The 24692-nt window shown below is 61.9% G+C and carries 23 protein-coding genes and 1 pseudogene; 12 read left to right on the forward strand and 12 right to left on the reverse strand.

The window, feature by feature from the left end; genetic code table 11:
* Positions 1 to 132 precede the first annotated feature (132 nt).
* From ACTJKE_RS10575 to ribH, 3 genes are read right to left on the reverse strand one after another with little or no spacing between them, the layout of a single operon-like run.
* The gene (locus ACTJKE_RS10575) at positions 133 to 1362 is read right to left on the reverse strand and encodes an MFS transporter (protein ID WP_162727978.1); all 1230 of its coding nucleotides are present in this window, start codon (positions 1360 to 1362) and stop codon (positions 133 to 135) included.
* A 5-nt stretch (positions 1363 to 1367) separates the two neighbouring features.
* The gene (gene nusB, locus ACTJKE_RS10580) at positions 1368 to 1850 is read right to left on the reverse strand and encodes a transcription antitermination factor NusB (RefSeq protein ID WP_058329384.1); all 483 of its coding nucleotides are present in this window, start codon (positions 1848 to 1850) and stop codon (positions 1368 to 1370) included.
* Entirely contained in the window at positions 1847 to 2308 is a 462-nt protein-coding gene (gene ribH / locus ACTJKE_RS10585) for a 6,7-dimethyl-8-ribityllumazine synthase (RefSeq protein ID WP_440691831.1), read from the reverse strand. Before ribH ends, nusB begins: the two co-directional genes overlap by 4 nt.
* Positions 2309 to 2953: 645 nt before the next feature.
* On the opposite strand from ribH, the gene ACTJKE_RS10590 reads away from it, so the two are divergent.
* The 3 genes from ACTJKE_RS10590 (at position 2954) to ACTJKE_RS10600 (ending at position 4681) form a co-directional block, all read left to right on the forward strand.
* A complete protein-coding gene (locus tag ACTJKE_RS10590; protein WP_057252572.1) occupies positions 2954 to 3454 on the forward strand; it encodes a cupin domain-containing protein in 501 nt (166 codons plus the stop codon).
* Between the two features lie 24 nt (positions 3455 to 3478).
* Entirely contained in the window at positions 3479 to 4045 is a 567-nt protein-coding gene (locus tag ACTJKE_RS10595; protein WP_057252574.1) for a GNAT family N-acetyltransferase, read from the forward strand.
* 285 nt (positions 4046 to 4330) lie between these two features.
* On the forward strand, positions 4331 to 4681 hold the full coding sequence (locus tag ACTJKE_RS10600) for a hypothetical protein (protein ID WP_112994518.1): 351 nt from the start codon (positions 4331 to 4333) through the stop codon (positions 4679 to 4681).
* 92 nt (positions 4682 to 4773) lie between these two features.
* Here the strand turns inward: ACTJKE_RS10600 and ACTJKE_RS10605 are convergent, their stop codons facing one another.
* From ACTJKE_RS10605 to ACTJKE_RS10635, 7 genes are all read right to left on the reverse strand, one after another.
* Positions 4774 to 5394 (reverse strand): riboflavin synthase, encoded by a 621-nt coding sequence (locus ACTJKE_RS10605; RefSeq protein WP_112994517.1) that lies wholly within the window; start codon positions 5392 to 5394, stop codon positions 4774 to 4776.
* Positions 5394 to 6503 carry a bifunctional diaminohydroxyphosphoribosylaminopyrimidine deaminase/5-amino-6-(5-phosphoribosylamino)uracil reductase RibD gene (gene ribD / locus ACTJKE_RS10610; protein WP_112994516.1) on the reverse strand — a complete coding sequence of 370 codons (1110 nt, stop codon included), beginning with the start codon at positions 6501 to 6503 and terminating at the stop codon, positions 5394 to 5396. The genes ACTJKE_RS10605 and ribD overlap by 1 nt, the downstream gene beginning before the upstream one ends.
* A 19-nt stretch (positions 6504 to 6522) precedes the next feature.
* On the reverse strand, positions 6523 to 6996 hold the full coding sequence (nrdR, locus tag ACTJKE_RS10615) for a transcriptional regulator NrdR (protein WP_034803756.1): 474 nt from the start codon (positions 6994 to 6996) through the stop codon (positions 6523 to 6525).
* 10 nt (positions 6997 to 7006) lie between these two features.
* On the reverse strand, positions 7007 to 8302 hold the full coding sequence (glyA, locus tag ACTJKE_RS10620) for a serine hydroxymethyltransferase (RefSeq protein WP_093232201.1): 1296 nt from the start codon (positions 8300 to 8302) through the stop codon (positions 7007 to 7009).
* A 183-nt stretch (positions 8303 to 8485) separates the two neighbouring features.
* The gene (locus ACTJKE_RS10625; protein WP_057252585.1) at positions 8486 to 9811 is read right to left on the reverse strand and encodes a L,D-transpeptidase family protein; all 1326 of its coding nucleotides are present in this window, start codon (positions 9809 to 9811) and stop codon (positions 8486 to 8488) included.
* Positions 9812 to 10306: 495 nt separating this feature from the next.
* Positions 10307 to 10819 carry a transcriptional regulator LdtR gene (ldtR, locus tag ACTJKE_RS10630; RefSeq protein WP_058320190.1) on the reverse strand — a complete coding sequence of 171 codons (513 nt, stop codon included), beginning with the start codon at positions 10817 to 10819 and terminating at the stop codon, positions 10307 to 10309.
* Between the two features lie 130 nt (positions 10820 to 10949).
* The gene (locus ACTJKE_RS10635) at positions 10950 to 11387 is read right to left on the reverse strand and encodes a DUF6163 family protein (RefSeq protein WP_110878184.1); all 438 of its coding nucleotides are present in this window, start codon (positions 11385 to 11387) and stop codon (positions 10950 to 10952) included.
* Positions 11388 to 11573: 186 nt separating this feature from the next.
* On the opposite strand from ACTJKE_RS10635, the gene hemB reads away from it, so the two are divergent.
* The 4 genes from hemB (at position 11574) to ACTJKE_RS10655 (ending at position 15031) form a co-directional block, all read left to right on the forward strand.
* Positions 11574 to 12590 carry a porphobilinogen synthase gene (gene hemB, locus ACTJKE_RS10640; RefSeq protein WP_113479469.1) on the forward strand — a complete coding sequence of 339 codons (1017 nt, stop codon included), beginning with the start codon at positions 11574 to 11576 and terminating at the stop codon, positions 12588 to 12590.
* A gap of 147 nt (positions 12591 to 12737) precedes the next feature.
* A complete protein-coding gene (locus ACTJKE_RS10645; RefSeq protein ID WP_110878182.1) occupies positions 12738 to 13202 on the forward strand; it encodes an RDD family protein in 465 nt (154 codons plus the stop codon).
* A 140-nt stretch (positions 13203 to 13342) separates the two neighbouring features.
* On the forward strand, positions 13343 to 14131 hold the full coding sequence (locus ACTJKE_RS10650; protein WP_057252595.1) for an arginyltransferase: 789 nt from the start codon (positions 13343 to 13345) through the stop codon (positions 14129 to 14131).
* A 3-nt stretch (positions 14132 to 14134) separates the two neighbouring features.
* Complete coding sequence (locus ACTJKE_RS10655; RefSeq protein ID WP_440635467.1) at positions 14135 to 15031, forward strand: DMT family transporter; 897 nt, start codon at positions 14135 to 14137, stop codon at positions 15029 to 15031.
* A 105-nt stretch (positions 15032 to 15136) separates the two neighbouring features.
* Here the strand turns inward: ACTJKE_RS10655 and ACTJKE_RS10660 are convergent.
* Together ACTJKE_RS10660 and parC are read right to left on the reverse strand one after the other, a co-directional pair.
* Positions 15137 to 15463, reverse strand: a pseudogene (locus ACTJKE_RS10660) (helix-turn-helix domain-containing protein); the annotation flags it as partial.
* Positions 15464 to 15631: 168 nt separating this feature from the next.
* The gene (gene parC, locus ACTJKE_RS10665) at positions 15632 to 17908 is read right to left on the reverse strand and encodes a DNA topoisomerase IV subunit A (protein WP_440691832.1); all 2277 of its coding nucleotides are present in this window, start codon (positions 17906 to 17908) and stop codon (positions 15632 to 15634) included.
* 425 nt (positions 17909 to 18333) lie between these two features.
* On the opposite strand from parC, the gene ACTJKE_RS10670 reads away from it, so the two are divergent.
* The 5 genes from ACTJKE_RS10670 to groL all read left to right on the forward strand — a co-directional run bounded on the left by ACTJKE_RS10670 (position 18334) and on the right by groL (position 24535).
* Positions 18334 to 19533, forward strand: a complete 1200-nt coding sequence (locus ACTJKE_RS10670) for a hypothetical protein (RefSeq protein ID WP_058320196.1) — start codon at positions 18334 to 18336, stop codon at positions 19531 to 19533.
* Positions 19534 to 20002: 469 nt separating this feature from the next.
* Complete coding sequence (locus ACTJKE_RS10675; RefSeq protein WP_110878177.1) at positions 20003 to 21436, forward strand: cytochrome P450; 1434 nt, start codon at positions 20003 to 20005, stop codon at positions 21434 to 21436.
* Positions 21423 to 22430 (forward strand): lysophospholipid acyltransferase family protein, encoded by a 1008-nt coding sequence (locus tag ACTJKE_RS10680; protein ID WP_440635468.1) that lies wholly within the window; start codon positions 21423 to 21425, stop codon positions 22428 to 22430. Before ACTJKE_RS10675 ends, ACTJKE_RS10680 begins: the two co-directional genes overlap by 14 nt.
* Positions 22431 to 22564: 134 nt before the next feature.
* The gene (locus ACTJKE_RS10685; protein ID WP_057252607.1) at positions 22565 to 22798 is read left to right on the forward strand and encodes a hypothetical protein; all 234 of its coding nucleotides are present in this window, start codon (positions 22565 to 22567) and stop codon (positions 22796 to 22798) included.
* Between the two features lie 111 nt (positions 22799 to 22909).
* Complete coding sequence (groL, locus tag ACTJKE_RS10690; protein ID WP_057252609.1) at positions 22910 to 24535, forward strand: chaperonin GroEL; 1626 nt, start codon at positions 22910 to 22912, stop codon at positions 24533 to 24535.
* Positions 24536 to 24692: the final 157 nt, after the last annotated feature.

Genomic DNA, 24692 nt, shown 5'->3' on the forward strand with positions numbered 1-24692 from the left:
AATCACGCGCCACCTCCTCAAGCAGCACCCCCCACGGCGCGGCCAGAGTGCGGTTGCAACGGGAGATCGTCAAGCCCCGGAAAACGCCAGTGAGAAGGCGCTCCGGCGACTTTGAATGTCGGGAGAATGGAGTTAGGCGGCGGCCTTCCGCGGTGTGCGCTTCAGGAGCAGCAGAAGTACCAGGCAGACGATGGTGACCGGCCACACGACCGCGTTCAGCATGTCCCATCCATAGGCGGACAGCACTTTGCCTGAGGCAAAGGACGACAGCGCCACGGTGGTGAAGAGGATGATGTCGTGGAAAGCCTGGACCTTGTCGGCTTCCTGCGGACGGTAACTGCTGGCGACGATCGCCGTCGAGCCGATGAAGCCGAAATTCCAGCCGAGCCCGAGCAGCACCAGCGCACCCCAGAAGTTCCAGAGTTCGATGCCCATATGCGCCACAGTCGCACAGGCCATTAGGAGAAGCAGGCCGCAGCCGACGATGCGCTCGGCGCCGAAGCGGCTGATCAGCCAGCCGGTGAAGAAGCTCGGAGCGAACATCGCCAGCACGTGCCACTGAATACCGAGCGTCGCGAGCTCGGTCGAAAACCCGCAGCCCACCACCATCTCGACGGGAGCACCGGTCATCATGAAGGTCATCAGTGCATAGCTGGAGATGCCGCAGACCATGCCGGTGGCGAAGCGCTGGCTGCGTATGATCGCGCCGAGAGGACGCACGGCCTCATGGTGGTGATCTTTGACCATTGCACCCGGTTCGGGCAACCGCAGGGGCGCGAAGAAGAACGCCGCGAGCAGGCAGATCGGCAGCAGCACGACGAAGGCGCCGGCAAAGGCAACGGGCGCGAACAGGTCTCCGGCAAAGATGACGATCTGGGGGCCGAGCACTGCCGAAACGATACCGCCGCCAAGGATCAGCGAGATCGCCTTGGGTTTGTAGAACGACGGGGAAGCATCGGCGGCGGCGAAACGCAGCTTTTGGGTGAAGCCGTTCGACGAGCCGAGCATCGCGAGAGCAAAGGCGAAGAGCCAGAAGCTTTCGCGGAAGAGTGCGACGGCGGCGAGCGCCGCGCCTGCGGCAGCGATCCCGGTCCCGGTCATGAAGGCAAACCGGCGGCCGATCAGGCGCGAGAGCATCGCGACCAGCACGACGCCAAGCGCCATGCCGACGTTGAAGGCGGTGAGAGGTGCTGTTGCCAGCGACTTGTCTTCCGCCAGCAACTGGTAGCCGGCGACACCGCCGATGGAGAAGCAGATCGGTCCGACGACGCCGAGAATGGCCTGCGCGGCAGTCAGATGGAAAACGTTGCGGCGCGCTTCGCGAAGGGTGGCCCCCATGTCATCCGCAGCAACCGCAACCATAAACTCTACTTCCTGGACTCGCTACGAACCTGCTTGGCAATACGATCGAGAACGGCATTGACCAGCTTCGGCTCGTCATCCTCGAAGAAGGCCTTGGCGATCTCGACATACTCGGTGACGATCACCGGAACCGGCACGTCCTTGCGTTCCAGCATTTCGAAGGTGCCGGCACGCAGGATGGCGCGCACGGTAGAATCGAGCCGCGACAGTGCCCAGTCGTCCTGAAGCGCCGAACCGATCAACGGATCGAGCTTGCGCTGGTCGCGCACGACGCCGGCGACGATCGAGCGGAACCAGGAGGCGTCAGCCTTCAGATAGGTGTCGCCGTCGACGTCCTGGCCGAGGCGATGGGCTTCGTACTCGGCAACCACTTCGAGCACGCCGGTGCCGCCAATGTCCATCTGGTAGAGCGCCTGCACCGCGGCAAGGCGCGCGGCGCCGCGCTGGTTGACCTGCTTCAGCGGCTGATCCGAGGGTGTCTTCGTCACTTTTCCGTGCCCATTTTCTTCTTCAATTCAATCATGGTGAGCGCCGCACGCGCAGCAAAGCCACCCTTGTCACCTTCCGACCGGCGGGCGCGTGCCCAGGCCTGGTCGTCATTCTCGACCGTCAGGATGCCGTTGCCGATGGCGAGGCTTTCGCTCACCGCGAGATCCATGATGGCCCGCGAAGATTCGTTCGCGACGATATCGAAATGATAGGTCTCGCCACGAATGACCATGCCGAGCGCGACGAAGCCGTCATATTCCGTACCGCCTTCGTCAGCACCGTCGAGTGCCATGGCGATCGCCGGCGGGATTTCGAGCGCGCCCGGAACCGTCACGATATCATAGGTGGCCCCGGCTGCGTCCAGCGCATGTTTGGCGCCGTCGAGTAATGCATCGGCCATATCGTCATAGAAACGCGCTTCCACAATCAGAATGTGGGCTGCCGTGGTCTCTGCCATGGATCACCTGTCTTTGAGAGTTCGTCGCCGGTTGCGACCGGCAGGCGGCGGTCAAACCATGCCCGGCGCCGAATGGCAAGCAAATTCCGCCGCAAACGGCCTTTTGCCGCGCCGAACAGCGCCAGAATACCAAGCCCGAAGGGCTATCCTTGCCGTCCGGGCTTCGAACACAATCGCATGGTTGCTTGCGGTTTGCAGCGCAGAACAGCAAGTTCAGGTACCAGACAGGAATTGAACGAGGCATCCGCATGCTTGAGACCCATCAACGATCCGCCTCCCCCACGCCCCTCGAGCGGTCCTCTTCGATATGGATGGGCTGCTCTTCGACACCGAGGCGGTTGCCCGCGACGCCATGATGCGGACCGCACCGGATTTCGGCATGCGCAGGCAGTCGGCCCGCCTACGAGATGCCCGTCTCGCTGTACTCGACACGATCGGCCTTCCGGGCGACGCGACGCGGTCCGTGCTGAGGCATAGCGCGCTCCGCCACCGCAGTTACCGTCATAGGATTGCAAAATCGAGGCATAAGCAACGTAACGTTTATCAATTTCGACGCTTGTCGGTTGACGTTCCCTCGATCGCGCGACACGGATAGGAACGGACCGTGGATGCTTCTTGCGAAATGCACGCGTCAGGGAGATAGACATGACGGAAACGCGAAAACCGATCGTCAATCCGAAGACCCTCAACCTCGACCATTGGACGAAAGGCGAAGGGTTCGAATCGAGCGACGCCTCCTTCGGCGCGTTGCTGGGCCTTAAGGATCTCGGTATCGGCTACGGTGAAGTGCCGCCGGGCAAGTCCGGCTGCCCGTTCCACAATCACCACGTCGAGGAGGAGCTTTTCATCATCCTCGAAGGCGAAGGCACGTATCGCTTCGGCAACGAGCGCCATGCGGTTGGACCGGGCGACATTCTTGGCGCGCCTGCAGGCGGGCCGGAAACGGCGCATCACCTGATCAACACTGGCAGCGTGGCGCTCAAATACTTGTCTATTTCGACCATGGCGGCCACCGAGATCTGCGAGTACCCGGACTCGGGCAAGTTCCTCGCCAAGACGCGCAGTGCTGATGGCCAGAGGCGATTCCGCTTCATCGGCAGACCGGAAGACACTGTCGACTATTGGGACGGCGAGCCGGGCGCCTGAGTTCACCACAGCATAGGATCGAACATGCATAGCGTGCCTATCATCGAGACAGACCGCCTCATCCTGCGCCCCTATCGCCGTGACGACTTCCCCTCCTACGCAGCGCTGTTCGGCGATGCCGAGGTGATCCGCTATGTCGGTGGGGTTCCTTTTACGCGTGAACAATCCTGGACGCGGTTCCTGCGCCAGGTGGGCATGTGGCACTATTTCGGCTTTGGCTTCTTTGCCATTCAGGATCGGGAAACGGGAGCATTCCTCGGCGAAGCCGGGTTTCACGATGTACACCGCGCCATCACGCCCTCGCTTGAAGGCACGATGGAGACCGGATGGGCGCTTTCACCAAAGGCCCATGGCCAGGGGCTTGCGACAGAAGCGGTCAGTGCGGCGCTGAAATGGGCCGATCACCAGTTTCCCACGCTCCGCAAAACCTGCATCATCGATGTCGGCAACCGTGCCTCAATCCGGGTTGCGGAGAAGCATGGCTTCAAGGAATTCTGGCGGACGACCTACCATGGCAACCACGTGATCATGTTCGAGCGCCATCAGAAGGCAACGACGACGCACAAGTTGCGTGCGCACGCCGAAACATGAACAATTTTTAATTGTTTTCCAGACCTTTACGCCACGGAAACGGCCAGAATCCGGGCCAGCTTTCTAGGCGTTGGCACGACGCGCCCCCGCCCCAAGCCGAGGAAACGCCGCCCCAATCAGTCGAAACCGTCCAGCACGTCTCAATGCGGGTGACGCCACCCGCAATCGACGTTTGCTGGCCGCTGCGGCACGAGATGGTGACCGGTCTCCGCGGCCCATAAGGGTCACCCGTTCGGGTAGGAGCCCGGCAGTCGCGATGTCGCAAGCAAACAAAGGAGCATGACCATGAACCGCATAGCCAAGCTTTCCGTCATCGCTGCCCTCTCCGCCCTGTCCTTCGGCGGCGTTTCCTACGCGGCAGGCGCCGCGATGAACTGGCCGGCCGAGATCGACCACACGGTTCGCGAATTCAAAGGCGACCAGTTCACCGTCGTTGACGTCGATACGCTCAAGGAATCGAGCCAAACGCGACTGTGGATCGACGAAGCCACGCCGCAACAACTCTCGTCCCTCCACGCAGCGGTCAACGCCAACAAGCCGCTTGCAGCCAAGCTGAAGGGCCAGAACGTCGAGATGAACAACATCGCGGGCGCTGAACAGGCGGCCGATGGCAGCCTGACCTTCTATCTACGCTGAGCCGCCAATCGCCCTCTCAAAACGCCACCGCCCCCAATCGGGGGCGGTTTGCTTTTTTTGAGACATATTCGGCAAAGAATCTCAGACTTCGCTCATGCCGGCTTCGGCGCCGGGAACTCGGCCAGGCGCGCCGCGTAACGGGCCATGGTGTCGACTTCAAAGTTGACGAAATCACCAGCCTTGCGGTCGCCCCAGGTGGTGACCTCCAGCGAATGGCGGATCAAGAGCACGTCGAATTCGGCGCCATCGACCTTGTTGACCGTCAGCGACGTACCGTCGAGCGCGACGGAGCCCTTCGGTGCGACAAACCGCGCCAGATGTTCCGGTGCCCGAAGGCGAAAGCGCACCGCGTCGCCCTCCGACTCCACCGAGAGGATTTCCGCCTTGTCATCGATATGACCGGAGACCAAGTGGCCGCCGAGCTCGTCGCCAATCTTCAGCGACCTCTCGAGGTTGATCCGCGTGCCTTTTGTCCAGCCCGCGATCGTCGTCAGCCGCAGCGCTTCTTCCCAGGCCTCAACCTCGAACCAGCGCTCGTTGCTGCCAGCGTCAGGCAGGGCGGTCACTGTCAGGCACACGCCGGAATGGGCGATGGAGGCGCCCATGTCGATGGTCTTCGGATCATAGCTCGTGGCAACACGCAGCTTGATGCCTTCCTTGAGCGGGGTGACGGCATCGACGGTGCCGATGTCGGTAACAATGCCTGTGAACATCAGTTTTCTCTTTCGTATTCCTCGAACAGATCTTCTCCGTAGCGCGCTTCGGCGACACGCGTGAAGCCTGTCGGCACGGACTTACGGTCAAATGGGGATGCAATGCCGTCTTCGCCAATCGTCCCAGGCCCGGTGTAAAGCTGAATACGGTCGACGAGGGCCGCATCGAGAAAGGCGCGCGCCGCGACCGCTCCACCTTCGACCATCAGCGAGGAGATGCCGCGCGAGGCGAGGGCCGTCAGAAGGTCCGCAATCGAACCGGCTTCGAGCACCTCAACGCCGGTGGCCTCCAGCGCCGCCTTGCGTGCGGCCCGGCCGTCATCGACATCCGCGTCCGGGCCGCCGGATCCGTCACTGGAGACCACGATAACAGGAACATCCCGCGCCGTTCGCACCAGTTTCGAGGAAAGCGGCAGGTCGAGCCGGCGGTCGAGGACGATGCGCAGCGGCGAGCGATTTTCGAGCCCGGGCAACCGCACGGTCAATTCCGGGTCGTCGGCCGTCGCCGTGCCGATCCCGACGAGGATCGCGTCCGTCTCGGCTCTCAGCATTTGCACCTGGCCGCGGGAGATGGGACCGGTGATGCGGACCTGCCCTGCCCCCTTACGGCCGATCATGCCGTCGGCGGAAACAGCAAGCTTGAGAATCACATAGGGCCGCCGGCTTACCTGGCGCATGAGATAGGCTTCGAGTGCGTGCTGCCCCTCTTCAGCGAGAACGCCGATATCGACGGTGATACCGGCATCGCGCAGGCGCACGACGCCGCGCCCGGCGACACGCTCATCCGGATCGAGGATCGAGATCACCACGCGGGCAACGCCGGATGCGACAAGGGCGTCGGCGCAAGGCGGCGTCTTGCCGTGATGCGAGCAGGGCTCCAGCGTCACATAGGCGGTTGCGCCCCTCGCCCTTTCGCCGGCTTCGGCAAGCGCCTGGGTTTCGGCATGCGGACGACCGCTTCGCGCCGTCACGGCGCGGCCGACGATGACGCCTTCCTTGACGATCAGGCAGGCGACGGAAGGATTGGTGGACGTCTGTCCGAGATGATGGCGGGCCAGCCTCAGCGCCGCGGCCATGAACCTCTCGTCTTCACGGGTGGGTCCTGCCATGGCTCTATCCAGCTTTCGCCTATTCGCCCGGATCGCGCGCGATCTTAGCGCTGATCTCGGTGATGACCTTCTCGAAATCCTCGGCATGCGAGAAATCGCGGTAGACCGAAGCGTAGCGCACGAAGGCAACGTCATCGAGGCTCTTCAGGGCTTCGAGCACCTGCAGGCCGATTTCCTCCGAGGGAATTTCGGTCTCGCCGGAGCTTTCGAGGCGCCGAACGATGCCGGAGACCGCCCGCTCGATGCGGTCGCGATCGACCGGGCGCTTCCTGAGCGCGATCTCGAACGAACGCAAAAGTTTATCCCGGTCGAAAGGAACCTTCCGACCGGTCTTCTTGATGATCATCAGTTCACGCAACTGCACCCGTTCGAAGGTCGTGAAACGACCTCCGCAATCCGGACAAATCCGGCGGCGTCGAATGGCGTTCCCGTCCTCTGCAGGACGGGAATCCTTCACCTGACTGTCTTCAGAACCGCAATAGGGGCAGCGCATGAGCGACCGATCACATGTAGCCGTACATCGGGAAGCGATCGGTCAGCTTGAGGACCTTGTCGCGAACGCCGGCTTCGACGGCGGCATTGCCTTCGTCGGAGTTGGCGACCTTCAGGCCGTCGAGGACCTCGACGATCAGCTCGCCGATTTCCTTGAACTCGGCCTCCTTGAAGCCGCGGGTGGTACCGGCCGGCGTGCCGAGACGGACGCCCGAGGTGACGAACGGCTTCTCAGGGTCGAACGGGATGCCGTTCTTGTTGCAGGTGATGAACGCACGGCCGAGGGCGGCTTCCGCGCGCTTGCCGGTTGCGTTCTTCTTGCGCAGGTCGACGAGCATCAGGTGGTTGTCCGTGCCGCCGGATACGATGTCGAGGCCGTTTGCCTTCAGCGTTTCGGCGAGCGTGCGGGCGTTCTTGACGATCTGGGCCGCATAGTCCTTGAACGACGGATGTAGCGCTTCGCCGAGAGCAACAGCCTTGGCCGCGATGACGTGCATCAGCGGGCCGCCCTGGAGACCCGGGAAGACGGCCGAGTTGATCTTCTTGGCGACATCTTCGTCGTTGGTCAGGACCATGCCGCCGCGCGGGCCGCGCAGCGACTTGTGCGTGGTCGTGGTGGCGACGTGGCAATGCGGGAACGGCGACGGATGCTGGCCACCGGCAACGAGACCGGCGATGTGCGCCATGTCAACCATCAGCCAGGCGCCGACTTCGTCGGCGATCTCACGGAAGCGCTTCCAGTCCCAGATGCGCGAATAGGCGGTGCCACCGGCAATGATCAGCTTCGGCTTGTGCTTGCGCGCCTGCTCGGCAACGTTGTCCATGTCGAGCAGGTGATCGTCTTCACGTACGCCGTAGGAGACGACGTTGAACCACTTGCCGGACATGTTGACCGGCGAACCGTGCGTCAGGTGACCGCCCGAGTTGAGGTCGAGGCCCATGAAGGTGTCGCCCGGCTGCAAGAGCGCCAGGAACACGGCCTGGTTCATCTGCGAACCGGAGTTCGGCTGAACGTTGGCGAAGTTGACGCCGAAGAGCTTCTTGGCGCGTTCGATCGCCAGTTCTTCGGCGATATCGACGAACTGGCAGCCGCCATAGTAGCGCTTGCCCGGGTAACCCTCGGCATATTTGTTGGTCATGATCGAGCCCTGGGCTTCGAGCACGGCGCGGGAAACGATGTTCTCGGAGGCGATCAGCTCGATCTCGTGGCGCTGACGACCCAGCTCCTTCTCGATCGCACCGAAGATGTCCGGATCGCTGTCGGCCAGAGAGCGGGTGAAGAAGGCGTCATTGGATTGTTCAAGCATCGGCGCGAGGCTCCTCTCAAGGGTGGCAGTTCTTTAGCTTCCTCGCACGGCAAGAGCAATATCTGCTGTGCGGATTGCGCCATTTCCCCCATCTGCCGCGCCGAAATATCGCGAGCGCTGGCGCATGAAAAAGCCGCGCTTCCAGGGGAAGCGCGGCTTGTCGATCTCGTGTCGCAAATTCGCTTATTGCGGCAGCGCGTCCTGATCGACCGAGCCGGGCGACTGCTCGACGCCATAGGGCGACTGCAGCGCCAGCTCGGTGGCACCGTCGCGCTGGTAGATATCATCGCGGAACTGCACCACGCCATCCTTTGCGGACCAGGCCGTGATGTAGGTGAAGAACACGGGCACTTCCTCGGCGAGCGTGATCGGCGTGTTGACGCCGGTCTTGATGGTCGCCTCGATCTGCTGGCGCGACCAGCCGGGCGTATCCTTCAGCAACCAGGTCGAAAGATCGCGCACGTTCTGCACGCGAACGCAGCCGGAAGACTCGAAACGCATCAGCTTGTTGAACAGACCCTGCTGCGGGGTATCGTGCATGTAGACCTGATGCTCGTTGTGGAAGTTGATCTTCGTCGACGACATCGCGTTGATCTTGCCCGGGTCCTGGCGGAACATCAGGTTCGGCGCCTTCTCGGCGTTCCAATCGACCGTTTCCGGCGACACTTCGCCGCCACTGCCGTCGAACAGACGGATCGAGTTGCGTGCGAGATAGGTCGGGTCCTTGCGCATCAGCGGCATGATATCCTTCTGGATGATCGAGCGCGGCGCGGTCCAATAGGGGTTGAGGATGACCTCGTAGATCTTCGAGTTGAGGATCGGCGACTGGCGGTCGATCTTGCCGACGATCGCCGTATGGCGCAGCGCCACGCGGCCGTTCTCGACCGCTTCGATATAGGCGGCCGGAATGTTGACCATCACGTAGCGGCGGCCAAGATCGCCGGACATCGACTGCAGGCGAACGAGGTTGGTCTGGAGCTGGCCGAGGCGGGTGTTGGCGTCGACGTTGATCGCCTTCAGCGTGTATTCGCCGATGACGCCATCAGCCGGGAGGCCATGGCGAGCCTGGAAGCGCTTGACCGCGCCTTCGACGTAGGAATCGAAGGACGAGGAGACGCCTGCCGACTGCGGCAGGTCACCGGAGACCATCAGGCGCTGGCGAAGCTGCTGCACCGACGGATCCGTGACGCCGAGCTCGAGCTTGACGCTGGTCTGGACCATCGGCCAGCCGCCTTGCGAAACGATGTTCTGGTAGTCGAAGATTGCCTGCTGCACGTGGGCGATCGTTTCCGGGCCGAAGACCGGCGTGTTCGAAACGACCGTCGTCGCGGTGCGCGATGCCTTGGCGTCGTACTGGTCGTCCCAGGAGCCGCGGCGTGGCGAATTGATGATCTCGTTCAGGGCGTCCTGTGCGCTTGCCGCGCCGGCAACTGCCACGGCGCCGAAGGTTGCTGCCGAGCGCAGAAAGGCGCGGCGCGAGAATGCATCAATTCCATTCTTTTTCGACATATTCCTACCATCCCAATGCGTTGGCACGCGCCCTATGCGCTGGCACGCACGTTGCCGGAGCCCTAACACGATCGTGGTTAACAAAGGTCAACCAACGAGCCACCCTGCCCTCACAAGATTTCACGACACCGCGAGTGAGGACCCTCATCCGGCAGGCGAAACGCGAAACGAATCCACGCTCAAGAAAACACGTGGCCGCACCTACCGCATGTCGTCGTCGCTGTCACAGCAATATGGCCAATTCGTGTCTCGGACAGGTTGAACGGCGACATGGCACGCCTTTTGCTTTTCGCCGTAGCGGACAAGCCGGCGGACGAGCTGCAGACGGCAACATTTTGATTTTCTAATATTTTCCGTTTGGAAAGCCGTCCGAACGCAGGAATGGCGCGCAGAAGTGGTGCGGCTTTTCCGCAACAGGATGAGAAGCCGGCAAATGGCAAAGGTCGGACACGCAGGGACTGCGCCCGACCCTTGAACTGGAGGTTTTGGCCTGGATTACAGGCGGTACATGATCGAGTCGTTCCAGAAGCGATCGAGGCGCTGCAGGAGCTTGTTCATCTGGGTGAACTCGTCCGAACCGATACCGCCGACCTTCTGGATCGAGCCGATGTGGCGCTCGTAGAGCTTGGCGACGGTTTCGGCGATTTCCTGGCCGTCTTCCGTCAGGCTGATACGAACCGAGCGACGATCGACGCGGGAGCGCTGATGGTTGATCAGGCCGAGGTCGACGAGCTTCTTGACGTTGTAGGAGACATTCGAGCCCAGGTAGTAACCGCGGGAGCGAAGTTCGCCGGCGGTCAGTTCCGAGTTGCCGATGTTGAACAGCAACAGGGCCTGGACGGCGTTGACGTCGCTGCGGCCATCGCGGTCGAACTCGTCCTTGATGACGTCGAGCAGACGGCGATGCAGACGCTCGACGAGGTGGAGGGATTCCATGTAGAGACCGCGGATGGTTTCTTCCTGAGGGTCTCGGGGCTGAGCCGCCTGCGGCTTCATCTTCGTGTTCATTTGACTGCCTCACTGTTTTGTTTGGCGGTGTCTGTTTGTCTTCCCGCCTTGAGTGAGACCCTATCGAATACGTCTAAAATTCTACTTAAACCGCAGCCTTAACAAGAGCTTGCAATTTGACGAGCCTGTCTCAGGGTGAATCAACTCTTACCTGTTTGGCCTGCCGCCAGCGCAGAAAGAAGAGTGCCGCCCGGAAAAGAACGAAGGTTACGGCAACCGCCACATGCAGCACGACCAGCAAAGGCCGGGCACCGAAACTGGCCGGATAGAACTCATACATGGCGATCTCGATCGCCGCTGCGACCACCCAGACCACAGGCCCCCAGGAGACGAGCAACCAGAGGCCGAGCGCCGCAACGGGATAGACGACGGCGAGCGCCGTCGCAGCCGCGCGCCACTCCGGCGACAACAGATCGAAGCGACCGGCGCCACCATGGGAAAAGCCGATCAGCATGGCCCAGTAGTTAAGTGCGAACCAGATGCACGAGGCAGAGACCAGACGTAGGAAGATACCGAAGAGGATCTCGGTCAGCGATGGTTTCAGCACATGGGCAGAATCATGAAGCATGGCCGGCAAGATAGGGCGGGTCTTCCTCATCCGCCAGCGGGATCGCAGTTTCCCCTCCCCTGCTGCTATCTTTTTGAAGAGAAGAAATGCCGCAGTTCGTTCGCCCAGCGCGCGGTTCCCAATTGCCGCCGCCCCATGATAAAGCGCTTGGCTAACGATGATTTTGACCGGAAAGGCGTGGGCGCGATGAACGACAGGACAAATCTTGTGGACAGGATCACCGGCCACCGCCGCATGCGCCGCAACCGCAAGGCCGACTGGACGCGGCGACTGGTGCAGGAAAACCGCCTGACCGTCGACGATCTGATCTGGCCGATCTTCATCGTGCCGGGCAGCAACATCGTCCAGCCGATCGAGGCGATGCCCGGCGTCAACCGCATGAGCATCGACAAAGCGGTGGAAGCGGTCAAGGAAGCGGCCGATCTCGGCATTCCGGCGATTGCGACCTTCCCGAACATCGACTTGGGGCTGCGCGACGAGACCGGCTCCAACAGCCTTGCCGCCGACAACCTGATCAATCAGGCGACGCGGGCCTTCAAGAAAGCGGTGCCCGAGATCGGCATCATCACCGACGTCGCTCTCGATCCCTTCACCAGCCACGGCCATGACGGCATCCTTCGCGATGGCGAGATCGTCAACGACGAAACCGTCGAGATGATCGCAAGGGCTGCGGTCGCCCAGGCGGATGCCGGCTCCGACATCATCGCCCCCTCCGACATGATGGATGGCCGCATCGGCGCGATCCGCCAGGCGCTCGATGCCGCCGGGCACCAGAATGTCGGCATCATGTCCTATGCGACAAAGTTCGCGTCCGGGTTCTACGGCCCCTATCGCGAGGCGATCGGCACCGGCGGCCTTTTGAAGGGCGACAAGAAGACCTATTATATCGACCCGGCCAACGGCACCGAAGCGATCCGCGATGCTGCCCTCGACGTCGAGGAAGGCGCCGACATGCTGATGGTGAAGCCCGGCCTGCCCTATCTCGACATCTGCTGGCGCATGAAGGAGGCCTTCGGCCTGCCCGTCTTTGCCTACCAAGTCTCCGGCGAATACTCGCAGGTCAAAGCCGCCGCCGCCAACGGCTGGATCGACGGCGAGAAGGTGATGCTGGAAACACTGCTCGCCTTCAAGCGCGCCGGCTGCGACGGCATCCTCAGCTATTTCGCCGTCGAGGTGGCTCGTATCCTTGCCAAGGGCCGTTAAGCGCGAGCTTCTGTTGCAGCAAATCAATCTTCTACAGCGACCTTTGCGCGTCTGATAGGACGCGCGGCGCTGTGGTGAGCCTCCAATCCTTGTTTTGCGGGCATCACCATCCCATATCCTGCATGCAACCAAGCGAGGCTTAGACGGATGACCATGCACAACGAAGAACTGAGGCTGCCGAGCAATGACTGGCGCGCCTATCAGGGCGTGCTGTCGCGACGCATCTTTGCCTTCCTGCTCGATTACGCCATCATCGCGCTTCTGTGGATCCCGGCGGCGGTCGTCGTCTTTTTCCTGGGCATCCTGACGCTCGGCCTCGGCTTTATGCTTTACCCGGCGCTCTTTGCGATCGTCGCCATGCTCTATTTCGGCCTCACGGTCGGCGGCCGCGAACAGGCCTCCCCCGGCATGCGCATGATGGGGCTGGCAATTGCCCGCACAGACGGGCGCCCGATGGACTTCCTGACCGCCATCGTCCACCTCGTCATCTTCTGGATCGCCAACGCTCTGCTGACGCCGCTGATCCTGCTGATCGGCCTCTTTACCGACCGCAGCCGCCTGCTGCACGACCTCCTGATTGGCACCGTCACGGTCCGCCGCGACATGTACTGACCGGAACGCGGCCCATTGTCGGCAACGCTAAAATAACTGGACGGCGGAGGCGGAAGCTGCAAACGAGTGAGTTGACGTTTTCCATTCTTCCGCCATGCTATTGTCATGAACAACCGCGCGCAGAGTGACCTCCGCACTCGATGAACACACAGACCACACCGTCTCCGCAATTCTACCTGACTGCGCCGGCAGCCTGCCCTTATCTGCCGAACGAGATGGAGCGAAAAGTCTTCACCCACATGGTGGGCGAACGTGCGCCGGAACTCAACGATCTCCTGACCCAGGGCGGCTTCCGCCGGTCGCAGAACATCGCCTACCGCCCAGCCTGCGAGACCTGTCGCGCCTGCATTTCGGTGCGCATTCTTGCCAACGAGTTCAAGCCCACGCGCTCCATGCGCCGGGTGCTTGCCACCAATCAGGATGTGATCTCGGCAGAGTATCCGGCTGAGCCTTCCAGCGAACAGTACAATCTCTTCCGCCGCTATCTCGACCGCCGGCATCAGAAGGGCGGCATGTCGGACATGTCGGTGCTCGACTACGCAATGATGGTCGAAGATACGCACGTGCACACGAAGATCATCGAGTACCGCCTGCGGGTCGAAGGCGACGGCATCAGCGAGAAGGCACGCGGGCCACTCATCGCAGCAGCGCTGACCGATCGCATGGGCGACGGTCTTTCGATGGTCTACTCCTACTTCGACCCGGCGCGAGAGGACCGCTCGCTCGGCACTTTCATGATTCTCGACCACATTCGTCGCGCCCGCGAGCGCGGCCTGCCCCACGTCTATCTTGGCTATTGGGTCAAGGGATCGCGGAAGATGGGGTATAAAACAAAATTTTTGCCGCAAGAACACCTTATGGCCCGTGGCTGGGAACGCTATGAAGGCGGAGACGCCACCTTGGAAGCCGCTCCTACGAAAACGGGTTAGACATTGAGTTCATCTTCTGATGCCGCGATGCACCGGCGCGGCCTTGCCATCACCGGCCTCGGTGGCCTTGCCCTTTCCTTCGATATCCCGCTCATCCGTTCCGCCGGTGGCGACGTCTGGTCGCTGCTCGCGGTGCGCAGCCTGTCGACGTTCGTCATCGCGCTCGGCGCGTGGTTCGTGATCAACCGCGTGTTCGGCCGGAAGATTTCACTGTTGCCGGGCAAGACCGGGCTCGTCGTCGGCCTGTTCTACGGCGTCAATTCCTGCACGTTCCTGCTCGCGGTCTTCAACACATCGACGGCGAATGTGGTCTTCATCCTCGCCTTCACCTCGATGTTTGCCGCCATTTTGTCCTGGATCTTCCTGAAGGAACGACCATCGAACGCCACGCTCGTGACGATGTTGATCATGGTGTTCGGCGTCGGATTGATCGTTCAGGACGGGTTGGAAAGCGGCCACCTCTTCGGCGATGCGATGGCAGCATCCTCCGCCTTCCTGCTTGCCAGCGCGATCACGATCAGCCGCGCAAGCAAGCGCGACATGGCGCTGGTGCCGCTGGTCACGGCGATCTTCCCGGCAGCGGTCGCTCTGTTGATGCTGTCCCCTTCGGGATTCACGATTGCGGAACCCGGCTACATCTTCTTCAACGGTCTGGTGATGATCCCGCTCGCCTTCTTCTGCCTGGCGACGGGACCGCGTTTCCTCTCGGCGCCGGAAGTGGGCATGTTCTACCTGCTGGAAACGATCCTGGCGCCGATCTGGGTCTGGCTGGTCTTTGCCGAAACCCCGACAACGCAGACCTTGATGGGTGGCGCGATCCTGATCTTCGCCCTCATCGGCCATTCGCTCTGGCAGATGCGCAGCAGAGCGCTGAGGTCCGCGGTGGCCTGCGCCGAGTAGCGCTATCGATCAATTTTCACGGCGAGGACCGGTCGGCCGGGGGCGGCGCGACTTCTGTTCGGTTTCGCTGCGGCGGTCGCGAATCGGCGTCCGCTCGGGTACAGGCTCCGGCGCGCCGGAGGCCAGCCGGGTTTCCGGCATCTGCACACGCATCGCCCAAAGCTCGCGGTTGGTGTTGATCCAGGTGGCCGCCTCGCTCAAAGGCGCAGGATTTCCGCTTAGGGATTCGCCTTCGCGGCGCCGCAGGCGCGTGATGAGGCCCGCTGCCTCGAGGAGTGCTATGTGCTTCTCCAATTCTTCGCCGCGCACCGCAACGGCCGAGGCGATATCGGCGACACGCGCCTCACCGGCAAAGAGGATCTCGAAGATCCGCCGGCGTACCGGGCTGGCGAGCGCCAGGAGAATTTCGTCGAGGGCATTGGCGTTCGGCATCGTATCCATCCTGTTGGATGGGCAGTCATCCACGATACGCCGGCACATACAAGCGCCGCTTTTCGCTCAAGTTCGACTGTATTTCCAATACCTTAATGCGTGAATTCAATGCCCCGGATTGGGACGCCAGCCATGCGGCCCATCGGCCGCACGACTGGTATTTTATGGTCAGCCGCTGAACTTTCCGCTGCGCGGGAAGCCCTTCGGAACGACGCGGCCGGCCGATGCGCGATCGGCCTGCCATTCGATCAGCTCATCCTTCGTCTTGGTAAAGACGCGGCCAGCGCTGTCTTCCCAGATGAGCCCTTCTGCGATCGTGAAGCAGCGAATGTCGGAGATGCCGCCATCCTTGTAACGCTGCAGCCGGACGCCCTTGCCCCGCGCCATCTCTGGGATCTGGACGAGCGGGAAGACGAGCATCTTGCGGTTCTCGCCAACGACAGCAACGTGATCACCCTTGACCGGCACGACCAGCTTGGTTTCGTCCGGCATCGAGACGTTCATCACCTGCTTGCCCTTGCGGGTATTGGCAACGATATCGCTTTCCGTCACGACGAAACCGTTGCCGGCAGCCGACGAGACGATGAGCTTGCGCGCCGGATCATGGACGAAGGCGGTCAGGACGTCCTGGTCGTTCTCCATGTCGACGATGATGCGCAGCGGCTCGCCATGGCCGCGACCGCCAGGCAGCCTGTCGCCGCCGAGCGTGTAGACCTTTCCACCGGTCGTGAAGACCAGGATCTTGTCGGTCGTCTGCGCCGGGAACGCCACCTTGAGCGCGTCGCCCTCCTTGAACTGGAGCGACGACGTGTCGGAGATGTGGCCCTTCAGTGCCCGGATCCAGCCCTTTTCCGAGATGACGACGGTGATCGGTTCCTTCTCGATCATCGCCTGCTGGATCGCCTCGACGTCGGCCTCCGGTGCATCCGCGAAGGTGCTGCGGCGCTTGCCGATCTCGGTTGCCTTGGCAAACTTCTTTTTGACCTCGCCGATCTCCCAGGCGACGGTCTGCCACTGCTTCTCCTCCGAAGCGAGCAGCGCTTCGATCTCGGCCTTCTCCTTCGACAGGGCGTCGAATTCGGTGCGGATCTCGAACTCTTCGAGCCGGCGCAAGGAGCGCAGGCGCATGTTGAGGATCGACTCGGCCTGCAGATCAGTGAGCGAGAACCGCTCCATCATGACCGGCTTCGGCTCGTCTTCTTCGCGGATGATGCGAATGACTTCGTCGATGTTCAGATAGGCGACGAGATAGCCGGCGAGTATCTCGAGCCGGCGATCGATCGCCGCCAGGCGATGGCGGGACCGGCGCTGCAACACCTCGCGGCGATGCGCCAGCCATTCCGAGAGCACCTCATTGAGCGCCATGACCCGCGGTACGCGCCCCATGGACAGCACGTTCATGTTCAGCGAGATGCGGCTCTCAAGCTCGGTCAGCTTGAACAGCGACTCCATCAGGATGCCGGCATCGACCGAGCGGCTCTTCGGCACGAGAACGATGCGAACGTCTTCCGCCGATTCGTCGCGAATGTCTTCGAGCAGAGGCAGCTTGCGCGCAACCAGAAGCTCGGCAATCTTTTCGATCAGGCGCGACTTCTGAACCTGATAGGGAATCTCGGTGACGACGATCTGGTAACCGCCCCGGCCGAGATCCTCCTGGGCCCAGCGGGCGCGGACACGAAAACCGCCACGGCCGGTGCGGTAGGATTCGGCCATGCTTTCGCGGCTTTCGACGATCACGCCACCGGTCGGAAAGTCTGGCCCCTCGATGCCGCCCTTCTGCGGATTGGCCGGATCGTAAAGCAGATCTTCTACGGTCGCTTGCGGATGGCGGATGAGGTGCAGCGCGGCATCGCACAGTTCATGCGCGTTGTGCGGCGGGATCGAGGTCGCCATGCCGACCGCGATGCCGGTTGCGCCGTTTGCGAGCAGGTTCGGGAAGGCCCCGGGAAGCACCGTCGGCTCCTGGTCCTCCTCGTTGTAGGTGGGGCGGAAATCCACCGCGTCCTGGTCGATCCCGTCGAGAAGGAGCGAACAGACGTCCGTCATCTTCGCTTCGGTGTATCGCATCGCCGCGGCATTATCGCCATCGATGTTGCCGAAGTTGCCCTGGCCGTCGACGAGCGGGTAGCGGATTGCAAATTCCTGTGACAGGCGCACGAGCGCGTCATAGATCGAGGCATCGCCGTGCGGGTGGAACTTACCCATGACGTCGCCGACGATGCGGGCGCATTTCTTGAACGACGAGTTGGGTCTGAGGCCCATTTCGCTCATCGCATGCACGATACGGCGATGCACGGGCTTCAACCCGTCGCGGACGTCCGGAAGCGCGCGGTGCATGATGGTCGACAAGGCATAGGCAAGATAACGCTCTTCCAGCGCCGCCTTGAGGTCAACCGGCTGAATATTGTCGTCCCCGCCTGACGGGGGATTAAGGCTTTGTCCCATGGGACCTTGCTAGCGCAACAAACCCGGAACAGCAAGGTTTTCAGGGGATGCGATTGTGGAGAACCCCTTACCCGCCAACAGTTGGCGCGTGAAGCGATCCGCTTGCTCCGGCGCAATGTTCGTGTAACGGTCGGACGGCTATGCGTCGGAGGCGAGCGCTTGGTAGCATCCCGGAAAGCATGCCCGACCAGGAACATGTGCGGTTTGGCCAAGCGAATATAATTTCGCCCTGTTTCGTAATAGCTTCGGCTGTAGTTGATTTGGACGATTTGTGAGGGGGATTGCAAGACACGAACTGGCCGCCGAAAACTTCCGGATGTTGCCGTTCGCTCCCAGTTGACGCCCTCTGCGGAGACAAACCAGATTAGCCACGCCTCATCTTCGAAACAGTTACACAATCAAAGATTTTACGAAGGAACTCGACAATGATGCACACGCGCAAGATCCGCCTGATGATGGCGAGCGCCGCGCTCCTCACGCTTACCAGCCCGGCCTTCGCACTCGACGGCGCGGACCTGATGAAGAAGCTCGACGCGGCAACGAACGCGAACGGCACCTCCATCACCTATGACAAGGCCGAAGTGGACGGCGACAAGGTGACGGTGACCGGCGTGCAGCTGAAGGTCGCCAGCCAGCCGGGCGAACCGACGAGCCTGAAGATCGGTGATCTGACCTTCGAAGGTGTCGAGGAAACCGAAGGTGGCGGCTACTACGCCGAAACCGTGTCGTTCCCTGACGTCAATGTCAGCCAGGACGAGGGAAGCATTTCGGTCAAGGACATCCTGCTTTCCGGCCTGACGATCCCCGCCAATGCCAACGGTGGAACGATCAACGACATTCTTCTCTACGAAAGCGCCAGCACCGGCCCGATCGCTCTCAACGCCAAGGGCAAGGAAGTCTTCTCGCTCGAAAGCACCGAAGCGAACCTGGCACGCCAGGAAAATGACGCCGGCTTCGACTTCGACGCGACCGCCTCGGGCATCAAGGCCGACCTGTCGACCGTCGAGGACGCCAAGACCAAGGAGGCGATCGAAAAGCTCGGCCTCACCACGATCGACGGCGCCTTGACGATGAAAGGCAGCTGGGAGGTCGAAAGCGGCAATGTCGCACTCGAAGAATATGCCCTCGACTTCAAGAACGTCGGCCGGCTGAACTTTGCCCTGGACATTTCCGGCTACACGCTTGCCTTCGTGAAATCCATGCAGGAAGCGATGAAGGCCGCCGAGGCCAATCCGAACAAGGAAGAGGCGAACCAAGCCATGGGCCTTGCCATGATGGGCCTGATGCAGCAGTTGACCTTCAACAGCGCCGAAGTCCGCTTCGACGATGCCTCGATCACCAAGAAGGCGCTGGACTATGCCGGTTCGCAGCAGGGCGTTTCGGGTGAGCAGATGGCTCAGTCGCTGAAGGGCCTGGTGCCGATCATGATGGCGCAGCTCAATGTGCCAGAACTGCAGAACCAGGTGTCGGCCGCCGTCAACGCCTATCTCGATGGACCGAAGAGCCTGACGATCAGCGCGGCACCGGAAAAGCCGGTTCCGTTCCCGATGATCATGGGCGCTGCCATGGGCGCACCGAACACCATTCCGTCGGTGCTCGGCGTCAAGGTGACCGCGAACGACTGATCGCTCCGCTTGCTCCGCCCGGAGCAACCGACCTTACCACGAGCTTTGCGCGCCCACCGGGCGCGCAAACTTTAGCGGCTCAGCCTACCTGATTTGCCGTAGCCCACAGGACCTCTGGTCCAGCTTCATTCAGCAGATCTGTATTTTGCACCCGCCGGCCCTCCACAGGACAAGGGCTGTTTCTACTTGCGGCCATGCGAACGGTCGGCACCGTACGTCTTGAAGGCGCGCGCTTCGGTTGCAGTGGCCGTTACTCTCTCCGAACGTCGTTCATGGCGCCAAGAAAATTTCACCGCCGGGCGATAGCGTTTTTCATCAAAATCGTGCATGCCACACTCAGGCGGCCGAGAATTCGACGTTCCGTGAACTTGAGAGCATTTCAGCCTCGACGAGGAATTCTCGGACTCTGTGTAAGAAATACAAATATACGCCTGAATATCATCTTCATATTACGGCAGATCGGACGTAAATGCTCGCCTGGCTCCAGCAATCTGTAAATTTCAGGGAAGAATTGCTGGAGGGGAAATTCGCCCCCGTCCGTGCCGATTACTATTCGGGTCCGCCAGGTAAGCCGCTACGGCTCCTGCTTCAGGCGCGGACGGATTTCCTGTCGATCTGGCGCGCCAGCGACTATACCGAAAACGTCTCGCAGACCCGGATCCTCGGCCGGCAGATCATCGTCGTCAACTCGCCCGATCTGATCCGACAAGTGGTCGTCAAGCGACACGAGAACTTCGAGCGCAAGAGCCCGCAGATGCGCCGGGCGCTCGAGTTTCTGCTCGGCGACGGGTTGTTCATCTCGGATGGAGACACCTGGAAGCAACGCCGGCCGCTGGTGGCCGACATCGTCCACGCCAAGAGAGTGCCGTCCTTCGGTCCTGTCATGGAGAAGACAACCAGCGAACTGGTCGAGCGCTGGAACCAGATGCCCGACGGTGCCGAGGTCAACGCCCTGCACGAAATGGCGGGCCTGACCGCCGAGATCATCGCACGCAGCGTCTTCGGCAACCAACTCGGAGACGACAGTGCGGCTGCCGTGACCGAGGGCTTCACCAGCTACCAGTCGCTGGTCGATTCCATCAACATCGGCTATTTCCTCGGCTTCGACGACGGCTTGCCCGTCCTGCGCACACCGAGCCTGCGCCGCTCGGTCAAGCGCATCCATGGGACCATCGACAAGGTGGTGGAGGATCACCTTGCCGGCCGCGGCGACCACAATTCGATGGTCGAACTGCTCATCCGGCGGCAGCAGCGAAATCCGGAGCTGAAGCTCGACCTCGTCGCCTTGCGCAACGAAGCCGCGACCATCTTCATGGCCGGTCACGAGACGACGGCAGCCACACTTACCTGGACCTGGTATCTGCTTTCGAAAGCAGGCTGGATCGAGAAGGCCGTGCACGACGAGATCGCCAGGGTCTGCGGCGACCGGACGCCGACGATCGACGACGTGCCGCAGCTCGAATGGTGCCGGGCCGTCATTGAAGAAACGCTTCGCCTTTACCCGCCGGTTCCGATCCTGGCGCGACAGACGCGCGAGGCGGACATGATCGGCGACGTTGCCGCCGAGCCGGGCTCGCTCGTCCTGATCGTGCCATGGCTCTTGCACCGCACGGAAAGTCTGTTCGAAGACCCACACCACTTCCATCCGGAGCGGTTCACCGAAGGCCGTCGCCCGACGCCCTACAGCTTCATTCCCTTCGCCAGCGGCCCCCGCGTCTGCCCGGGCCTGCATTTCGGCCTGACGGAAGCGATCCTCTGCCTGGCGATCATCGCTCAGCGCTACCGGGTTCGCCTGCGCGAACGCCACGCGGTCGAGCCGATCTGCCGGCTGACCCTCAGACCGAAGGGCGGGCTTCCGGTCACTTTACACAGGCGAGAAGGCACGTCGCATGGCGCCGGATAATCCTGGCGTCAGGGGACCGATTGCCAAGCGCAAGGCCTGGACTTTCGCTGAGGAGCAACCGCCGCGTCTTGGGGACGCATTGGCAGGCGGTGACCGGTCCCGGGCCTTCCGGCGCTATTGGATTACCGACAATCTGTGGAACCTTGCCAATCTCACTGCCCATTTCGGCATGAAGCTTCTGCCGATGGATGCATGCTCACGCCTGGGGGCCGCACTCGGCCTTTTCGTGGTGCCGCGCTTTCACAAGATCGCCACGCAGCGCGCCCGGGATACGATCAAACATCTGCGTCCGGACCTGAGCCCCGAGGAACAGGAAGCCTTGTTCCTCGAAAACTGCCAGGCCCAGGGACGGCTGATGACAGAATTTTCCGTCATCAACAGGCTGCAGCGACATGGTGAGCGGTTGCGGACCGATGGCCTTGCTCCGATCCGCGACGCGGCGAAAGACGGCCCCGTCGTCCTCGTCGGGCTTCATCTCGGAAATTGGGAAGTCGGGACGATCGCGTTCCGCAGTCTCGGTCTCCAGCCTCATGCCTTCTACGTTCCACCCAAGAGCCGTTCCAAAGCATGGATCGCCGAGCGCGTCCGCAGCAAGGCCGGATTGCGGTTTCTGCCGCCGGGCATGGAAGGAATCCGACCGGCGATCAAGATCCTGAAGAGCGGCGGCGTCGTCAGTATGTTCTGCGACGAAGGCTTTGGCGGCATGATCCGCGGACCGTTCTTCGATCGCAAACCTCATCAGGAAGGCAATCTCGCGCTTGCCATCCGCCTGGCGCGCATGACGGGTGCCACGATCTGCCCCTGGTACGGCTTGCGCACCAACGGTTTCCGTTTCGAATGCCAGGCGCTGGAGCCCATCCGGCTTCCGGCTTCCGATGAGCCGAATGCACGCCTCGTGAAAGATATGCTGCTGTTGAACGATGCGATCGAGCCCGTCGTTCGCGCGCATCTCGACCAATGGTATTTCCTGGACAACGCGCTTCGGCCGGAATGACGCCTCATGGTTTTCCGCCCACTTGGCTTCCATGATATGATCAGCGCTTGATGCCTTCAGACCCCGGCCTATTTACATTGGGCGGGGATTCGAGGTCCCCGCATTCCTGACCGACAAAACGGAAGGAGGAGCCCATGGGACTGAAGCATGCGGATATTACCGCTATCCTTGGCCCGGTCGACGAGACACTGATGGCCGAGTTGCTTGCGACGGGCGCCACGGCCGGCGAACTCGCCGAGGCCATTGCCTGGGTCAACAACGACGAGGCGCTGATCGGCGAAGGCCGCCACCTGCCGGCCGGCCGGGTTGCGGCGTTGATCGATATCCTGACGCCGGACAATGACGAGGAACGGGACTTCGCGACCTAGCCGATCAGGCGGCGAGGCTGCGCTAGTGTTTTCGATTGCATGCAAGGTTGCCCCCGCGCGGCGGGCGGCGGGAGCATCAGGCCACGTGTTTTGTGTTGAGGGAGGTCAACGATGGCAGCCAAGGAAGTCAAGTTCAGTAGCGATGCCCGCGACCGTATGCTGCGTGGCGTCGATATCCTCGCCGATGCCGTGAAGGTGACGCTCGGCCCGAAGGGGCGGAACGTGGTGATCGACAAGGCCTTCGGTGCGCCGCGTGTCACCAAGGATGGCGTCTCGGTTGCCAAGGAGATCGAGCTCGAAGACAAGTTCGAGAACATGGGGGCGCAGATGCTGCGCATGGTGGCGTCACGCACCAGCGATGTTGCCGGCGACGGAACGACGACGGCCACGGTGCTTGCTCAAGCGATAGTCCGGGAAGGCGTCAAGGCAATCGCCTCGGGTATGAACCCGATGGACCTCAAGCGCGGCATCGACCTCGCCGTCGAGGCGATCGTGGCACAACTGAAGATCCATGCCCGCAAGATTTCCAACAACGAGGAAATCGCCCAGGTCGGCACGATCTCCGCCAACGGCGACAAGGAAATCGGCAACTATCTGGCACAGGCGATGGAGCGTGTCGGCAACGAGGGTGTGATCACCGTCGAGGAGGCCAAGACCGCCGAGATCGAACTTGAGATCGTCGAGGGCATGCAGTTCGACCGCGGCTATCTCTCCCCCTATTTCATTACCGACCAGGAGAAGATGCGCGTCGAATTTGAGGACCCGTACATTCTCATCCACGAGAAGAAACTCTCCAACCTCCAGGCCATGATCCCGATTCTCGAATCGGTCATCCAGGCGAGCCGTCCCTTGCTGATCATCGCCGAGGATGTGGAGGGCGAAGCGCTTGCCACGCTCGTCGTCAACAAGCTGCGCGGCGGTCTCAAGATCGCAGCCGTCAAGGCCCCCGGGTTTGGAGATCGGCGCAAGGCCATCCTCGAGGACATCGCCATCCTGACGGGCGGCACGGTCATTTCCGAGGATCTCGGCATCAAGCTTGAAAACGTGACGCTCGACACGCTCGGGCACGCCAAGCGGGTGATGGTCGAGAAGGAAAACACCACGATCGTCGATGGCGCCGGAACGAAGGCGGATATCGGCGGACGTGTCAGCCAGATCAAGGCACAGATCGAGGAAACGACCTCCGACTATGATCGGGAAAAGCTGCAAGAACGGCTCGCCAAACTCGCCGGCGGCGTTGCGGTGATCCGGGTTGGCGGCTCGACCGAAGTCGAAGTGAAGGAAAAGAAGGACCGGGTCGACGATGCCCTGCATGCGACGCGAGCCGCGGTAGAGGAAGGCATTCTGCCCGGCGGCGGCGTCGCGCTGCTGAGGGTCGTCCACGCGCTCGACGGGCTCAAGGCCGCCAATGACGATCAGCGCGTCGGCATCGAGATCGTTCGGCGGGCGCTCGAGGCGCCGGCGCGCCAGATCGCCGAGAATGCTGGCGCTGAAGGTTCGGTGATCGTTGGAAAGCTGCGGGAGAACAGTGACTTTGCCCACGGCTGGAACGCCCAGACCGGAGAGTACGGCGATCTGTTCCGCATGGGTGTCATCGACCCCGCAAAGGTCGTGCGCGCGGCGCTGCAGGATGCGGCTTCCGTCGCCGGCCTGCTGGTGACGACCGAGGCCATGATCGCCGAAAAACCGAAAAAGAACGGACCGACGCCTCCGTCTGGTGCTGGAATGGACTTCTGACGGCCGCCAGACGCTCATTCTCGCATGGCGAACGCGACCGTCGAGGGCTTGGGGCCAATTCAGCCGCGCCGTTCTACGGCAAGCACTGAACCCAGATCACAGGCAGACCATGAAAAAAGCCCGGCGAAACGATCGCCGGGCTTTCGTTTTTGACAGG

The organism is Ensifer sp. 22521, from assembly GCF_052044795.1.
Lineage (GTDB): Bacteria > Pseudomonadota > Alphaproteobacteria > Rhizobiales > Rhizobiaceae > Ensifer.

Coding starts and splice junctions, on each gene's coding strand:
- ACTJKE_RS10595 (WP_057252574.1), top strand. CDS start 3,479: ATGCATAGCGTGCCTATCATCGAGACAGACCGCCTCATCCTGCGCCCC.
- ACTJKE_RS10575 (WP_162727978.1), bottom strand. CDS start 1,362: ATGGTTGCGGTTGCTGCGGATGACATGGGGGCCACCCTTCGCGAAGCG.
- ACTJKE_RS10645 (WP_110878182.1), top strand. CDS start 12,738: ATGACCATGCACAACGAAGAACTGAGGCTGCCGAGCAATGACTGGCGC.
- ldtR (WP_058320190.1), bottom strand. CDS start 10,819: ATGAACACGAAGATGAAGCCGCAGGCGGCTCAGCCCCGAGACCCTCAG.
- ACTJKE_RS10600 (WP_112994518.1), top strand. CDS start 4,331: ATGAACCGCATAGCCAAGCTTTCCGTCATCGCTGCCCTCTCCGCCCTG.
- ACTJKE_RS10635 (WP_110878184.1), bottom strand. CDS start 11,387: ATGCTTCATGATTCTGCCCATGTGCTGAAACCATCGCTGACCGAGATC.
- ACTJKE_RS10670 (WP_058320196.1), top strand. CDS start 18,334: ATGATGCACACGCGCAAGATCCGCCTGATGATGGCGAGCGCCGCGCTC.
- parC (WP_440691832.1), bottom strand. CDS start 17,908: ATGGGACAAAGCCTTAATCCCCCGTCAGGCGGGGACGACAATATTCAG.
- ACTJKE_RS10675 (WP_110878177.1), top strand. CDS start 20,003: ATGCTCGCCTGGCTCCAGCAATCTGTAAATTTCAGGGAAGAATTGCTG.
- ACTJKE_RS10685 (WP_057252607.1), top strand. CDS start 22,565: ATGGGACTGAAGCATGCGGATATTACCGCTATCCTTGGCCCGGTCGAC.
- ACTJKE_RS10650 (WP_057252595.1), top strand. CDS start 13,343: ATGAACACACAGACCACACCGTCTCCGCAATTCTACCTGACTGCGCCG.
- ribH (WP_440691831.1), bottom strand. CDS start 2,308: ATGGCAGAGACCACGGCAGCCCACATTCTGATTGTGGAAGCGCGTTTC.
- groL (WP_057252609.1), top strand. CDS start 22,910: ATGGCAGCCAAGGAAGTCAAGTTCAGTAGCGATGCCCGCGACCGTATG.
- ACTJKE_RS10680 (WP_440635468.1), top strand. CDS start 21,423: ATGGCGCCGGATAATCCTGGCGTCAGGGGACCGATTGCCAAGCGCAAG.
- hemB (WP_113479469.1), top strand. CDS start 11,574: ATGAACGACAGGACAAATCTTGTGGACAGGATCACCGGCCACCGCCGC.
- ACTJKE_RS10625 (WP_057252585.1), bottom strand. CDS start 9,811: ATGTCGAAAAAGAATGGAATTGATGCATTCTCGCGCCGCGCCTTTCTG.
- ACTJKE_RS10605 (WP_112994517.1), bottom strand. CDS start 5,394: ATGTTCACAGGCATTGTTACCGACATCGGCACCGTCGATGCCGTCACC.
- nrdR (WP_034803756.1), bottom strand. CDS start 6,996: ATGCGCTGCCCCTATTGCGGTTCTGAAGACAGTCAGGTGAAGGATTCC.
- ACTJKE_RS10590 (WP_057252572.1), top strand. CDS start 2,954: ATGACGGAAACGCGAAAACCGATCGTCAATCCGAAGACCCTCAACCTC.
- ribD (WP_112994516.1), bottom strand. CDS start 6,503: ATGGCAGGACCCACCCGTGAAGACGAGAGGTTCATGGCCGCGGCGCTG.
- glyA (WP_093232201.1), bottom strand. CDS start 8,302: ATGCTTGAACAATCCAATGACGCCTTCTTCACCCGCTCTCTGGCCGAC.